General features: G+C 66.9%; 14 protein-coding genes. 5 read left to right on the plus strand and 9 right to left on the minus strand.

Annotated features, from left to right (window positions below; translation table 11 throughout):
- Positions 1 to 120, minus strand: a 120-nt coding sequence (locus B8W69_RS31585) for a hypothetical protein (protein ID WP_245843343.1), incomplete at its 3' end; no start/stop codon positions are given.
- Between the two features lie 201 nt (positions 121 to 321).
- Between B8W69_RS31585 and B8W69_RS22715 the strand changes: the two genes are divergently transcribed.
- The 5 genes from B8W69_RS22715 to B8W69_RS22735 are packed head-to-tail and all read left to right on the plus strand — an operon-like array spanning position 322 to position 3,321.
- The gene (locus B8W69_RS22715; RefSeq protein WP_085292019.1) at positions 322 to 873 is read left to right on the plus strand and encodes an RNA polymerase sigma factor; all 552 of its coding nucleotides are present in this window, start codon (positions 322 to 324) and stop codon (positions 871 to 873) included.
- Positions 870 to 1,577, plus strand: a complete 708-nt coding sequence (locus tag B8W69_RS22720; protein ID WP_085292020.1) for a Rieske (2Fe-2S) protein — start codon at positions 870 to 872, stop codon at positions 1,575 to 1,577. Before B8W69_RS22715 ends, B8W69_RS22720 begins: the two co-directional genes overlap by 4 nt.
- A 42-nt stretch (positions 1,578 to 1,619) precedes the next feature.
- A complete protein-coding gene (locus B8W69_RS22725; protein ID WP_085292021.1) occupies positions 1,620 to 2,006 on the plus strand; it encodes a cupredoxin domain-containing protein in 387 nt (128 codons plus the stop codon).
- Positions 2,003 to 2,932, plus strand: coding sequence for a metallophosphoesterase family protein (locus B8W69_RS22730; protein WP_085292022.1), 930 nt, complete (start codon positions 2,003 to 2,005; stop codon positions 2,930 to 2,932). The genes B8W69_RS22725 and B8W69_RS22730 overlap by 4 nt, the downstream gene beginning before the upstream one ends.
- Entirely contained in the window at positions 2,929 to 3,321 is a 393-nt protein-coding gene (locus tag B8W69_RS22735; protein WP_085292023.1) for a hypothetical protein, read from the plus strand. Before B8W69_RS22730 ends, B8W69_RS22735 begins: the two co-directional genes overlap by 4 nt.
- An 88-nt stretch (positions 3,322 to 3,409) precedes the next feature.
- On the opposite strand, the gene B8W69_RS22740 is transcribed toward B8W69_RS22735, so the two are convergent.
- The 8 genes from B8W69_RS22740 to B8W69_RS22775 all read right to left on the minus strand — a co-directional run bounded on the left by B8W69_RS22740 (position 3,410) and on the right by B8W69_RS22775 (position 12,743).
- The gene (locus B8W69_RS22740; RefSeq protein ID WP_085292024.1) at positions 3,410 to 4,546 is read right to left on the minus strand and encodes an acyltransferase family protein; all 1,137 of its coding nucleotides are present in this window, start codon (positions 4,544 to 4,546) and stop codon (positions 3,410 to 3,412) included.
- An 88-nt stretch (positions 4,547 to 4,634) separates the two neighbouring features.
- Positions 4,635 to 5,822 carry an acyltransferase family protein gene (locus B8W69_RS22745; protein ID WP_085292025.1) on the minus strand — a complete coding sequence of 396 codons (1,188 nt, stop codon included), beginning with the start codon at positions 5,820 to 5,822 and terminating at the stop codon, positions 4,635 to 4,637.
- A 337-nt stretch (positions 5,823 to 6,159) separates the two neighbouring features.
- On the minus strand, positions 6,160 to 6,765 hold the full coding sequence (rfbC, locus tag B8W69_RS22750) for a dTDP-4-dehydrorhamnose 3,5-epimerase (RefSeq protein ID WP_110882027.1): 606 nt from the start codon (positions 6,763 to 6,765) through the stop codon (positions 6,160 to 6,162).
- A gap of 1 nt (position 6,766) precedes the next feature.
- Positions 6,767 to 7,762: a dTDP-glucose 4,6-dehydratase gene (gene rfbB, locus B8W69_RS22755; protein WP_085292027.1), complete on the minus strand. Its 996-nt coding sequence runs from the start codon at positions 7,760 to 7,762 to the stop codon at positions 6,767 to 6,769.
- 26 nt (positions 7,763 to 7,788) lie between these two features.
- Complete coding sequence (locus B8W69_RS22760; protein ID WP_085292028.1) at positions 7,789 to 8,655, minus strand: LLM class F420-dependent oxidoreductase; 867 nt, start codon at positions 8,653 to 8,655, stop codon at positions 7,789 to 7,791.
- A gap of 22 nt (positions 8,656 to 8,677) precedes the next feature.
- Complete coding sequence (locus tag B8W69_RS22765; protein WP_085292029.1) at positions 8,678 to 9,529, minus strand: LLM class F420-dependent oxidoreductase; 852 nt, start codon at positions 9,527 to 9,529, stop codon at positions 8,678 to 8,680.
- Between the two features lie 29 nt (positions 9,530 to 9,558).
- Entirely contained in the window at positions 9,559 to 11,079 is a 1,521-nt protein-coding gene (locus B8W69_RS22770; protein ID WP_085292030.1) for an ATP-binding protein, read from the minus strand.
- Positions 11,076 to 12,743 carry an NAD(P)/FAD-dependent oxidoreductase gene (locus B8W69_RS22775; protein ID WP_085292031.1) on the minus strand — a complete coding sequence of 556 codons (1,668 nt, stop codon included), beginning with the start codon at positions 12,741 to 12,743 and terminating at the stop codon, positions 11,076 to 11,078. Before B8W69_RS22775 ends, B8W69_RS22770 begins: the two co-directional genes overlap by 4 nt.
- Positions 12,744 to 12,961 lie beyond the last annotated feature (218 nt).

Below are 12,961 nucleotides of genomic sequence, written 5' to 3' on the forward strand. Positions count from 1 at the left end.
GCCGGCCATCGGCACCGTCGCCTGAACACCCCCGGTGCTGGGGTCGAAGACGTCAGCGCTGCGACCGGACTGCCCGGCGGTGCGCTGCCCATCGATGAAGTGCGGAATCTGTGTGGTCATGGGGCCCTCGAGAGTGGTTGACGGGCGTAAGCGGATACTTGCATATCCTAGTAACCCTGTTCGACCCTTGGCAAGGTGGGTGCCGGGCTAGCCTGACAGCTGTATGCGCACCATCCGGACCGGCTGATGGCCGCCGAAGCCGCACTCGCGGCGCCCTGACCCGTGTAACCCGAGTCGATATTCATCGGGTGAAGGAGGCATGTGGCGGCAAGAAACGAACCTGTCGGCCCGCGACCCCTGCGCGCGGTGCCCGACAGTGGCGATGATGCCGGCTACCCGAACTGGGAAGCCGTCTACTCCGACAATGTGACCTGGGTGTACCGCACGCTGTTCGCGCGCGTCGGCAACCAGACCGACGCCGAAGACCTCACCGCCGAGGTGTTCCTCGCCGCGCTGCGGCCGCTGCGACTGACCGCGAGCGTCGCCGAGGTGCGCGCCTACCTGCGGGCGACGGCCAGGACGGTGCTGGCCGCGCACTGGCGCGAGACGCTGGGCCGGGAGATAACCTCGATCGAGGACATCGAACAACCGGCCGAGAGCCAGGACGCGATCAGCACGGCGCCGCAGCGTGTCGCCCGGGTCCTGGACAACCTGCCGGACCGCTACCGTCAGATTCTGGAATCGCGCTTCCTGCAGGGCAATTCGATCAAGGAGTCAGCCGCGGAACTCGGGATCAGCGTGGCCAATGCCAAAGTGCTCCAGCACCGCGCCCTGCGGCTGGCGGCGCAGGTCAACGATGGGGGCCAGCCATGAATGCGCGAGGGCTGCGACGTTATGTCGACGATCTGCTGCGGGGGCGCCGGCCCAGGCCGTTCACGCCCGACGACTTCGAGGCGGCACAACTGCGCACGGCCATCGAGCTGCGCGCCGCCCGCGAGGGTGGGGACGCGCCGCGCCGGGAATTCGTCACCGACCTGCACCGGCGCATCGCCGAGCAGATGTCCGGCGCGCCAACGGAACCCCCGCAGGCGCGCGGCAGCACGCGCCGCCAGGTCATCGTCGGCACGTCGGCCGCCGCCACCGCCGCGGTCGCCGCGGTGTCCGTCGATCGCACGCTGATCGCGGGGCGGACCGGCGACGGTCGGGCACCCGAGGTTGCCGCCGGGCAACTCACGCCCAACGAGGGCAGCTGGCAGCGCGTCGCGGCCGGCTCGGATGTGCCCGACGGCGCGACGCGCGCCTTCGACCTCGGCTCTGTGACCGGATTCGTCCGCCGCGTCGACGGCAAGATCCAGGCGATCTCCGGGGTGTGCACCCATCAGGGCTGCAAGCTGTGGTTCGACGCACCCGACGACACGCTGCGCTGCCCCTGCCACACCACGTCGTTCTCGCCCAGCGGGCAGGTGCTCGCCCATCAGCTGCCGATCGCGCCAAAGCCGTTGCCCGCATTGATGGTTCGTGAGGTCAACGGGGTCATCGAGGTATTCGCCCCGCCGCGCACCGAGCGACCGGCCTGAGGCGTGTAACCCACCGCCCTACCTCTGGGCATGGATATACCCATGTTTCGAAGGCATTCGGCGACCATGGCGGCCGTGGGTGCGCTGCTGTTGGCCGGTTGCTCCCAGTCACGGCCGGTGGCGACCACCGCCGCGCCCACCACCGCGATGTCGATCACCGTGCCGGCGGCTCCGGTGCGCGGCGACCAGGTCAGCATCGACGGTTTCGCGTTCGCGCCGGTGACCCTGACCGTGCCCGTCGGGACCACCGTCACGTGGACCAACCGCGACGAAGAACCCCATACGGTGGCCGCCAGCGACGGCTCGTTTCATTCACCCGGCATGGGAACCGGAGCCACCTTCACCCACACCTTCTCCACCGCCGGGACTTTCGACTACGTCTGCTCGATCCACCCGATGATGCGCGGCACCGTGGTGGTGACGCGATGAGTGCCGAGGAGAACGGCATGACACGCCGCCAGCTCATCCGGCACACGGCATGGTTCGGAGCGGCGGTCGGACTCGCCGTGACCGGCGGCGAGGTCATCTCGCATGTCGCGGGTCGGGCGAATGCGCAGCACGCGGCGGCCCGGCCCGCCCTGCGGTTCGCCCAGATCAGCGACAGCCATATCGGTTTCGCCGGGGCGCCCAACCCGGACGTCGCCGGTACGTTCAGCCACGCGATCGATCAGGTCAACAACCTCGGGTACACACCGGATTTCGTCATCCACACCGGAGACCTCACCCACCTGTCCAGCCCCGACCAGTTCGACCAGGCGAAGCAGATGATGACCGGTCTCAAGACGCCGCACGTGTTCACCGTGCCGGGGGAGCACGACTCGATCGATGACGCGGGTCAGAAGTACCGAAACACGTTCGGCGCCGGCTCCGTTGGCGATGGCTGGTACAGCCTCGACATCGCCGGCGTGCACCTGATCGCGTTGGTCAATACGTTGAACCTGCGCAAGCTCGGGCATCTGGGTTCCGATCAGCTGGAGTTTGTCAAGGAGGACGTCGCGCGTCTTTCCAGCGATACCCCCATCATCGTGTTCAGCCACATCCCGCTGTTCGCGATGTACCCGCAATGGGGCTGGGGCACCGACGATGCCACCCAGGCGCTGAGCTACCTGCGGCGGTTCTCCTCGGTCACGTGCCTCAACGGCCACGTCCACCAACTGTTCTCCAAGACGGAGGACAACGTCACGTTCTACAGCGGAACCACCACCGCGTACCCGCTGCCGCGACCGGGTGACGGTCCCGCGCCCAAGCCGGTAACGCTGCCGGCCGGCAAGCTGCGCGATGCGCTGGGCATCCGCGAGGTCAGCTACACCAAGGGAGAGGCCGCCCTCGCCTTGAAGGAGACTGCATTGCAATGACTTTGACGAGTATCCTGGTCCGGCTCGGCCTGGCCGCGTCGTTGATCATCAGCGCCGCCAGCCATGCCTACCTCTATGTGCATGGCTACCGGCACATTCCGGATATCGGTCCCGCATTCATGGCCCAGGCCAGCCTTTCGTTCGCGATCGCGCTGCTGATAGTGGTCGGCGGTCCCGCGTGGCTGCGCTGGGCCGGTGCGGCGGTGGCGGCCGGCTCCCTGGTCGCGTTCGCCTTATCGCGCACCGTCGGCCTGTCCGGCTTCTCCGAACGGGGCTGGGAGCCGGCACCGTACGCGGTCGTCAGCGTGGCGGCCGAGGTGGTCACGGTGGTGCTGTGGGGGCTGGGTGCACGCTTTCGGCTTCGAGGGGCCCAGACCACTGTCGTTTGAGCCGGCGTCAGGTGACACCGGCGGCGCAGCTTGCCCGTGATGGGCCAGGTCCCAAGGCTGTGGGCGGGGTGCTCGCGGCCAGGCGGGGCTAGGCGGGGCCCGGGGCCTCCGGAGCCGGCTGGTCAGCCCGGGCGTCGGCGGTGCTGACAGGCCCGGGCTCGTCGGAGCTGGACGCGACGGGAGCCGACCATTTGATCCGAAGCCGGCGCTTCAGGGACATCGAGGGTTTCTCGATGAGGAACCAGCTCACCGCGGCAAGCGGCAGGGTGGTCGCCACCGCCACGATAAAGAACAGCACCGGGTGCAGGCGCGTCGCGAGCCCACTGACGGCCAGCAATTGCTGGGCCGGGAATGCGTAGATGTAGACGCCGTAGGACAGATCGGTGCGCAGCCTCAACCGTTCGCTCTTGAGCAGCGAGCCCGACACGACGACGGCGTAGGCCAGCGGAAGCGCACCGACCACCCGGTAATCGGGCAGCACCCCGGCCGCCGCCACGATGACCAGGCAGACGGCGACGAGCGACCATCGGGCCGGGATGACGTCGCGCCACTGGTACATGATGGCTCCGGCCGCGAACATGATGGCCGAGCGCACCGCAAGCTGCGGAACGGTCCATACCCCGGGGAATGTCAGGGGCGGCACGACCAACGCCGCCAGTGTTGCCACCACCAGAACCGCGGGGGAGATCCAGCGGCGGTTAGCCAGTCCCGCCACGCCGATCGCGGCAACGAAGAGGTAGCACAGCAGTTCCCAGACCAGCGACCACATGGAACCGTTCCACGCGGGTCCACCCGGCACGCCGTGCAGCGTTCCGTCGATAGTGGGCTGCAGATAAGCGATCGCACTGTTTTTCACGACGTACACCAGCGGGGCGGTGGACGCGAGCAGCTTGGTGGCCGAACCGCCTTGGATCACCATGCTGAGCGGGGCGAAGACGAACGCGGTTAGGAGCAGGCAGATGTAGAAGCCGGGCAGGATGCGCAGCGCGCGGGCGGTGAGATAGTCGCGCAGTCGTGGGTCGGTGAGCCAACTCCGGGTGATGAGGAAGCCCGAGATCGCGAAGAAACCGTCGACACCTACCGAGAAGAAAAGCTGCAGAGTCGCCTTCGGTGGCATGTGGCCGGTGAGAGGCCACGAGTGGAAGAGCATCACCTCGGCCGCGAGCGCCAACCGAAGTGCGTTGAGCGCGTTTCTTCGCGGATCGAATACCTGCCCTAGTTTCATCCAGCCTCCGCCCCCTGCACACCACTCGTCATCCGCGCCATCGTACGGGCCGAAAGTCGACGGGCCCTGACGCCGGCGGTCGCCTTGATCAGGTCGCCGCCCCGCGATCCTTTGCCGGTAGCGCCGCGTCTTGCGCGTTCACATTGCCATGGCCAAGCGGCACCGGGGCCTCCGGCGGCATCGCCACGGCCGCTTGCCCGCGGGAGTCGGCAGGCCTCCGTGTCAGTCGCGCCTTGAGCGACCTCGCCGGCTTTTCGACCAGGAACCAGCTCGCCGCGGCCAGCGGCAGGGTGGCCAGCGCCACGGTCAGGCAGAACACGATCGGATTCAGGCTGAGCAGCCCGAGCACCGCCAGCAGCTGCTGGGTCGGGTACGCGTAGATGTACATGCCGTAGGACAGGTCGGTGCGCAACCTCAATCGCTTGTTGTGCAACAGCGACCCGGAGACGATGACGGCGTAGGCCAGCGGCACGGCGGCGACCACCCGGTAGTCCGGCAGCTGGCCGGCCACCAGCACGATGACCACGCTCACCGCGACCAGCGACCAGCGGGCGGGAATCACGTCGCGCCACTGATAGAGCAGCGCTCCGGCGGCGAACATGATCGCGGCCCGGCATGCCAGGAAGATGATGACGACGCCCACGTTGCCGGTCGGCTTGCTGAACACCTCGGGGAAGGTGACGGGGGGCATCATGGATGCCCCGATGGCGGCCACCACCAATATCGCCGGGGAGACCCACCGGCGGTTGGCCAGTCCGGCCACGCCGATGGCGGCGACGACCAGATAGCACATCACTTCCCAGAACAGCGACCACAGCGAAGCGTTCCAGATGCCCGCATTGGGGATGTTGAACGGAGTGCCGCCCACGTCGGGCTTGAGCCACAAGACCGCGATGTTTTTCAGGACGTACTCGAACGGCGCGAACGAGAACAGCAGCTTGGTCGGCGAACCGCCCTGGATCGCCACGCTGAGCGGGGCGAACACGAAGGCCGTCACGATCATGCAGACGTAGAAGCCGGGCAGGATGCGCAGGGCCCGGGCGGCGAGGTAAGCGCGCAGCTTCGGGTTGCTCAGCCAGCTCGCGGTGATGAGGAATCCCGAGATCGCGAAGAACCCGTCCACCCCCACGGAGAGCAGGAGCTGCAGAACGGCCCGCAGCGAGGGCAGATGGCCCCGGACCGGGTAGGTGTGCCAGAAGATGACTTCCGCCGCGAGCGCTAGCCGCCATGCGTTCAGTGCGTTGCTTCGCGGATCGAAAACCTGCCCTAGCTTCATCGGCGTCCCCCGCCACCCGCATTGGGCGTCATCGGCATCATCGGCGCAATCTTAGCGCCCTCGAAGAGAGAAAAGGGCCCGTTCACGCTATCCGACGGATCAGGTGACCGCAAACGCATTGATAATTTATATGCGTCTAACGAGGTCTAACGAGGTGGTGAGGTGGCCGGCGCCTTTTTGCACGCGGTGAGTCCAACAACGTTGCGGGATAAAGCACATCGCGGCGGTGAGCCGGCGCGATGTGCTGGGCAATCGGTGAGTGCTGCCGGCCCGGTACCGACTGTCCAGCCAATTGCCCTGGCTAAGAGTATGTCTGGCTACGACCGATATTGCGGCGTCAGCCGCGCATACCGTCGATGAATGCCGTTGTCTCGTCCCAGGTGGGCAGCAGTCCGGCGGCGCGCACTTCCTCGAGGCTGGGCGCCGCCGCATCGCGGTCGGAGAGGTTGGGCGGCGCGCCGTCCACCAGCGGCCAGTCGATGCCCAGCGCCGGATCGGTTGCGCAGATCGTGTGTTCGCGCTGCGGGTTGTATTCCGCCGAGCACAAATACATCACTGTCGAATTGTCTTCCAGCGCCAGGAAGCCATGCCCCAGGCCTTCGGACAGATAGATCGTCCGGTGATCGCTGTCGTCGAGCAGAACCGAATCCCATTGCCCGAACGTCGGCGAACCCACCCGAATGTCGACGACGACGTCGAACACCGAACCGCGAACGCAGGTCACGTACTTGGCCTGGCTCGGCGGCACCTGTGCGAAATGCAGTCCGCGCAGGACGCCGGCCGATGACACCGAGCAATTGGCCTGCCGGACGTCCAGGCGATGACCGGCGAAGGAGCGGAAACCCTTGTCGGTGAGCCATTCGAAGAAATGGCCGCGCGAATCACCGTGCACGGTAGGGGTGATCTCCCAGGCGCCGGGAACTTTCAGTTCGCGAACTTCCACGCTACTGCCCACGCTCTTCGTAGCGGGCTTCCGAGGCGTCTTTCAACGGACGCCACCACGATTCGTTGGCGCGATACCAGTCAATGGTGGCACGCAGCCCCTCCTCGAAGTCGGTATGCTTTGGCGCCCAACATAATTCGTCATACAGCGTCGACGGGTCGATGGCGTAACGCAAATCGTGTCCGACGCGGTCGGTGACGTGGTCGAAATCGTCGGGGTCGCGGCCCATCATCTGCAGCAGCGTGCGCAACACGGTCAGGTTGTCGCGCTCGCCCTCGGAGCTGATCAGGTAGGTGCGCCCGATCTCGCCCTTGTCCAGGATGCGCCGCACCGCGCTGTTGTGGTCGTCGACGTGAATCCAGTCGCGGACGTTGGCGCCGGCGCCGTACAGCTTGGGCCGCCGGCCGGTGAGCACGTTGGTGATCTGGCGCGGGATGAACTTCTCGACGTGCTGATACGGCCCGTAATTGTTGGAGCAGTTCGAGATCGTCGCGCGCACCCCATACGAGCGCACCCAGGCGCGCACCAACATGTCGGCGGCGGCCTTGGTCGCCGAATACGGACTGGACGGGTTGTAGGGCGTCGCCTCGGTGAACCGCTGCGGATCGTCGAGCTCCAGGTCGCCGTAGACCTCGTCGGTCGAGATGTGGTGCAGCCGCACGCCGTAACGCCGCACCGCCTCGAGGATGGTGAAGGTGCCGACGACGTTGGTGTGCAGGAACGGCTCCGGGCTGTCCAGCGCGTTGTCGACGTGGCTCTCCGCCGCGAAATGCACCACCGCGTCGGATTCGGCGACCAGCCGCGACACCAGCTCGGCGTCCGTGATGTCACCGACCACCAGCTCTATCGAGTCCTCGACGTCGGCCAGCGACTCGCGCCGACCCGCATAGGTCATGGCATCGAGCACCGTCACGGAATCCTCGGGGTGTTCGCGGACCGTGCTGTGGACGAAGTTGGCGCCGATGAATCCAGCGCCGCCGGTGACCAGTAACCGCATGGTCAAACCCTAACGGAGCCGATCGGTCAGGTTGCGGCGGTTAACCCTAATGGTCCGGCCAGCTCGTGGAGCGTGGACAGCAGCGTCTCGTCATTCGCGGCGCCCAACACCTGGATCGCCACGTGGTCGGCGCCCGCTGCCAGGTGCTCGTTGAGGCGCTGTGCGACGGCCTCCGGGGTGCCGTGGGCCACCACCGCGTCGATCAGCTTGTCGCTGCCGGGCTTGCGCACGTCGGCTTCGGTGAATCCCAGCCGCAGCCAATTGTTCACGTAGTTGCTCAGGCCCAGATAGGTGTCGACGGTTTCGCGGCCGACCGCGCGGGCCTTTTCGACGTCGGTGGTCAGCACCACCTTGTGCTCCGGTGCCAGGAACACCGCATTGCCGAGCAGTTCGCGTGCCTTGGCCGTGTGTTCCGGTGTGGTCAAGTACGGGTGGGCGCCCGCGCTGCGCCGCGCCGCCAGCCGCAGCATCCGCGGCCCGAGCGCCGCGAGCACCCGACGACTAGTCGGCACCGCCGCCGCGTCCAGCTCGTCGAGGTAGGCGACCACCGCGTCGTACGGCTTTACGTACTCCTCGGTGTGCTCGCGATGGCCCACCCCGATGCCCAGCAGAAACCTTCCGGGGTACGCGCTCTCGATGCGCGCGAAGGACTGCGCGACGGTCGGCGCCGCCGCGGTCCAGATGTTGATGATCCCGGTGGCCAGTTGCAGCGAGGTGGTCTGTGCCAGCGCCGGGTCGGCCCAGGCCAGTTCGGCGTCCGGTGACCAACCGATCCAGGCGGCGCCATATCCGAGGGATTCGATGCCCGCGGCCAGCTCGGGAGTGACCGAGCGGTTGGGCAGCCAGACGCCGAACCGGCCCAAGTCGGGTTTGAGTGCTACTGCCTCGGTCATCTGTGCTCCTTAACTTGCTTGTTTACGACTGCGTCAGTGCAAGCGGACCCGCCAGTTCGGCCAGGGCCGAGACCAGGTTTTCATCCCTTGTCAGGACCTGCACGGGGACGTGATCGGCGCCGGCGTCGAGGTGCTGCTTGAGCCGCGCCGCGATCTGGTCCGCGGTGCCATAGGCCACCAGCGCGTCAACCAGACGGTCGCTGCCGGGCCGGGTGACCTCGTCCTCGGTGAAACCCAGCCGCTTCCAGTTGTTTCGGTAGTTGGCGAGGTTGAAGTAGACGTCGAGCGCCTTGCGGCCCACCGCGCGGGCCTTCTCGGCGTCAGTGGTCAGCACCACCTTGTGTTCAGGGGCCAGGAACGCCGCGGGGCCCATCAGCTCACGGGCCTGCGCGGTGTGCTCGGGGGTGGTCAGGTAGGGGTGCGCGCCGGCGCTGCGCCGCGCGGCCAGCTTCAGCACCTGCGGGCCCAGGGCCGCCACCACCCGTCGGTTGGCCGGCACGCCGTAGTCGTCGAGCCGGTCGAGGTACTCCCTGAGCGCGTTGTAGGGCTTCTGGTACTCGGTGTGCGCTTCGGGGTGGCCGACGCCGATGCCGAGCAGGAATCGTCCGGGGTAGGCCTTGTCGATGCGGTGGAACGACTCGGCGACCGCTTTGGCCGGCGCCGTCCAGATGTTGACGATTCCGGTGGCCACCTGCAACGTCGTGGTCGCTTCGAGGATGGGCTCCACCCAGGCCAGCTCGGCCGCCGGCGAGCCGCCCACCCAGACGGCCCCGTAGCCCAGGGACTCGATTTCCTTGGCTTGTCGAGGCGTGACGCCGCGTCCGAACGATCCGAACCGGCCAAGGTCGGGTTTGCTTGAAGCAGAGTCGGTCATGACTGTCTCCAACTGGGCGTATGGTGACGCTATTCCGGGTCGGCTAAGCCATTTGAGTCGGCGTCGTCCAAGTCGACCGCGGCCGGGTCCGGGGCCGGGGGTTCCAGCGGCAGCAGCACGATGAACCGGGTGTCACCGGGCACCGATTCCACCCGCAGGTCCCCGCGGTGCTTCTTCACGACGATGTTGAACGCCAGGTCGAGCCCCAGGCCAGTGCCTTCGCCGAACGGCTTGGTGGTGAAGAACGGCTCGAAGATGTGCTCCCGCACGTCCTCGGGCACGCCCGGCCCGGTGTCGCAGATTTCGACGCGGACCATGGTCTCGCCTTCCCGGCAGGTGCGGACGGTCAGCGTGCCCCCTTTATCGCGCATCGCCGCGATCGCGTTGTCAATGATATTGGTCCACACCTGGTTGAGATCTCCTGGGTAGCAAGGTATTTCGGGAATCGAGCGATCGAATTCCTTGACCAGGGTGATGGCCGGGGAGTCCTTGGACGTGTCCTTACCCAGACGATCGGCGAACATGACGATCGTGCTGCGCAGCAGCTCGTGCACATCGGCCACCTGGAACGGGGCCCGGTCCATCTGCGAGTACTGCTTGGCGTCGGCGACCAACGCCGAGATGCGCTTGCTTGCCTCCAAAATCTGGTTCATCAGCAGCTCGCTTTCGACGGTGTAGTGGATCCATCGAATCGCTCCTTCCAACGACGCCGACGCCAGCTCGTCGGTGGCCACGGAAATCCGCTCCAGCCAGTCGGTGTCGATGCCGCCCTCGACGAACGTCGGGGCGATGTCCCAGCCGCCCTCGATGCCGTGGTCTTCCAGCCACTCGCCCAGAGCGTCCTCGCGGTCGGCGGTCTCGAGTGCGGTGAGAGTTTCCGATGCCGACTTGGCGACCTGCTCGGCGACTCCTTGCTGTAGCTTGACCAGGCCATTGAGCGCCTCGGGGGTGACGCTGCCGTCGGCGAGCATCTCCAGCTTGTGTCGCATGCCGGCGATGCGACCGCGCAGGTCGGCGGTGGCTCGTGAGATGGCCGCCGCGGGATTGTTCAATTGATGGGTTAGCCCGGCCGACAACCGGCCCAGAGCCAGCAGCTTCTCCCGGTTGTCGATGATGCGCCGGGTGCGGTCGGTACCCACGGCGATGCCGTCGAGCAGGTGCACCGCCATCGGGAACTGGTCCCGCATGAATTGGGCGAACACCGGCGCGTCCATCACGAAGAACCGCGACGGTTTGGTCACGTGTACCGAGGCGTCGTAGCTCTTCTGCTTCCCGCCGGTGAATGCTCGCCAGGCGCCGGCGTAGACACCCCGTTGCGAGGTGCGGTTGGTTTCGATGTCCTGACCGCCGGAGAGCTTGGACATCGTCAGCTCGCCTTCGATCAGCACGTAGAAGCAGGTCGCCGGTTCGCCCTCGACGCAGATCGGTCCCGGCTGATAGTTCTCGATCTGCCCGTTGGCGCACAACACCGCAAGCTGCTCGTCGGTCAGCGCCTCGAACAGGAACAGCGAGCGCAGCTCGTCGGGCTTGCACGGGGTTCCGGCGGTCATGACTCGGCCAGGTAGCGGTGGACCAGCATCACGGCCATCGATCCTTCGCCGACCGCGGCCGCGACCCGTTTGGCCGACGCCGATCGCACGTCGCCGGTGGCGAACACGCCGGGCACGCTGGTCTCCAGGTGGTGCGGCGCGCGGTCCAGCGTCCAGCCGCACACGTTGCGCAGGTCCGGGCCGGTGAGGATGAAGCCGTGGTCGTCGCGGGCCAGCACCCCGTCCAGCCAATCGGTGCGTGGGGCGGCGCCGATGAAGATGAACATTCGCGCGCAGCTGACTTCCTCGGTTTCACCGGTGCGGTTGTCGACCAGGGTGAGCTTCTCCAGGTGGTCGTCCCCGGTGACCCGTTGCACTTCCGTGCAGGTGCGGACGGTGATCTTGGGGTTCTGCTCGATCTGCTGGATCAGGTAGTAGGACATCGAGGCCTGAAGTGATGGGGCGCGCACCGCGATGGTCACCGATTTCGCCTCCCGGGACAGATACATCGCGGCCTGACCGGCCGAGTTGGCGCCGCCGATCACGTAGACCTCGTCGTCCTTGCAGTCCGGGGCGACGGAGACCGCCGCCCCGTAATAGACGCCGCAGCCGTTGAGGTCTTCGCAGCCCTCCGCTTCCAGCTGACGGTAGGAGACGCCGGTGGCCAGGATGACCGAGTGCGTGTCGATGGAGCCGCCGTCGGAGAACCGCACGGTGCGCGCGCTTCCGTTGATCTCCAGCGCGGTTGCCGCGCGGGCGGTGATCAGTTCGGCGCCGAACTTCTCCGCCTGCCTGCGTGCCCGCTCGGCCAGCTGGCCCCCCGATACTCCGTCGGGAAAGCCCAGATAGTTCTCGATCCGCGAACTCTGACCGGCCTGGCCGCCGGTCGCGGTGCGCTCGATGAGCACCGTGCGCAGGCCCTCGGACGCGCCGTACAGGGCGGCGGCCAGACCCGCCGGCCCACCGCCAACGACCACCAGGTCATAGAACTTCTGCGAAGGCCTGGTGGTCAGGCCCAACGTGTCGGCCAGCTCGGCGTCGGTGGGTTCGACCAGGGTGTTGCCGCCCTCGGTGACCACGACCGGCAACCGCAGCCCGTCCTCACCGGCGGCGTGCAGCAGCCGCTCGCCGTCCGGCTCGTCGGCCAGGAACCAGTTGTAGTAGAGCCCGTTGCGGGCCAAGAAGTCGCGCACCTGCCAGGACCGGGCCGACCAGCGGTGCCCGATCACCTTGGTGTGCGGGATCGAGTGTTCGGGTGTGCGCCGCCACGCGTCCAGCAGCGCTTCGATGACGGGGTAGAGCTTCTCCTCGGGCGGATCCCACGGTTTGAGCAGGTAGTGGTCCAGGTCGACGATGTTGATCGCGTCGATCGCGGCGTGGGTGTCCGCGTAGGCGGTCAGCAGTATCCGGCGTGCCTGCGGATAGAGGTCCATGGCCTGCTCGAGGAACTCGATACCGGACATCTGCGGCATCCGGTAGTCGGCGATCAGCATCGCGACGACCTCGCCGCGCAGCTTGAGTTCCCGTAGGGTTTCCAGGGCGTCGGGACCCGATTCCGCCCGCACAATGCGGTGGCCCTCGCCGTAGTGGCGACGCAGATCCCGGGCCACCGCGCGCGACACTGCTGGATCGTCGTCGACGGTCAGCATCACGGGTTTGCGCGGCTGCGCACCGGGATTGGTCATCGGCGTTAAGTATGCGCTCGTCAGCGGCCATGTGGGAGGTCGAGGAGGCGGGCCGCGTTCGGCCGACAGCGATTTTGGTGGAGCGGAATAACCAGGTATCGTGGAACAACGGTGCGGCATCCGCGCCGACTTCTTGTGTGCCAAGTCCCTAGGAATTTCCTGTCACCGGCTCACGTTCTAAGTCGGTGCAATGTCGCGTCGACTAGGCGCAGACGAGA

Origin of the sequence: Mycolicibacterium vulneris (assembly GCF_002104765.1) — a bacterium.
Lineage (GTDB): Bacteria > Actinomycetota > Actinomycetes > Mycobacteriales > Mycobacteriaceae > Mycobacterium > Mycobacterium vulneris.

What these genes read in the sequence shown, in the direction of transcription:
- B8W69_RS22720 (WP_085292020.1), top strand. Translation starts at nt 870, where the DNA reads ATGAATGCGCGAGGGCTGCGACGTTATGTCGACGATCTGCTGCGGGGG.
- B8W69_RS22725 (WP_085292021.1), top strand. Translation starts at nt 1,620, where the DNA reads ATGTTTCGAAGGCATTCGGCGACCATGGCGGCCGTGGGTGCGCTGCTG.
- B8W69_RS22730 (WP_085292022.1), top strand. Translation starts at nt 2,003, where the DNA reads ATGAGTGCCGAGGAGAACGGCATGACACGCCGCCAGCTCATCCGGCAC.
- B8W69_RS22735 (WP_085292023.1), top strand. Translation starts at nt 2,929, where the DNA reads ATGACTTTGACGAGTATCCTGGTCCGGCTCGGCCTGGCCGCGTCGTTG.
- B8W69_RS22740 (WP_085292024.1), bottom strand. Translation starts at nt 4,546, where the DNA reads ATGAAACTAGGGCAGGTATTCGATCCGCGAAGAAACGCGCTCAACGCA.
- B8W69_RS22745 (WP_085292025.1), bottom strand. Translation starts at nt 5,822, where the DNA reads ATGAAGCTAGGGCAGGTTTTCGATCCGCGAAGCAACGCACTGAACGCA.
- rfbB (WP_085292027.1), bottom strand. Translation starts at nt 7,762, where the DNA reads ATGCGGTTACTGGTCACCGGCGGCGCTGGATTCATCGGCGCCAACTTC.
- B8W69_RS22760 (WP_085292028.1), bottom strand. Translation starts at nt 8,655, where the DNA reads ATGACCGAGGCAGTAGCACTCAAACCCGACTTGGGCCGGTTCGGCGTC.
- B8W69_RS22765 (WP_085292029.1), bottom strand. Translation starts at nt 9,529, where the DNA reads ATGACCGACTCTGCTTCAAGCAAACCCGACCTTGGCCGGTTCGGATCG.
- B8W69_RS22770 (WP_085292030.1), bottom strand. Translation starts at nt 11,079, where the DNA reads ATGACCGCCGGAACCCCGTGCAAGCCCGACGAGCTGCGCTCGCTGTTC.
- B8W69_RS22775 (WP_085292031.1), bottom strand. Translation starts at nt 12,743, where the DNA reads ATGACCAATCCCGGTGCGCAGCCGCGCAAACCCGTGATGCTGACCGTC.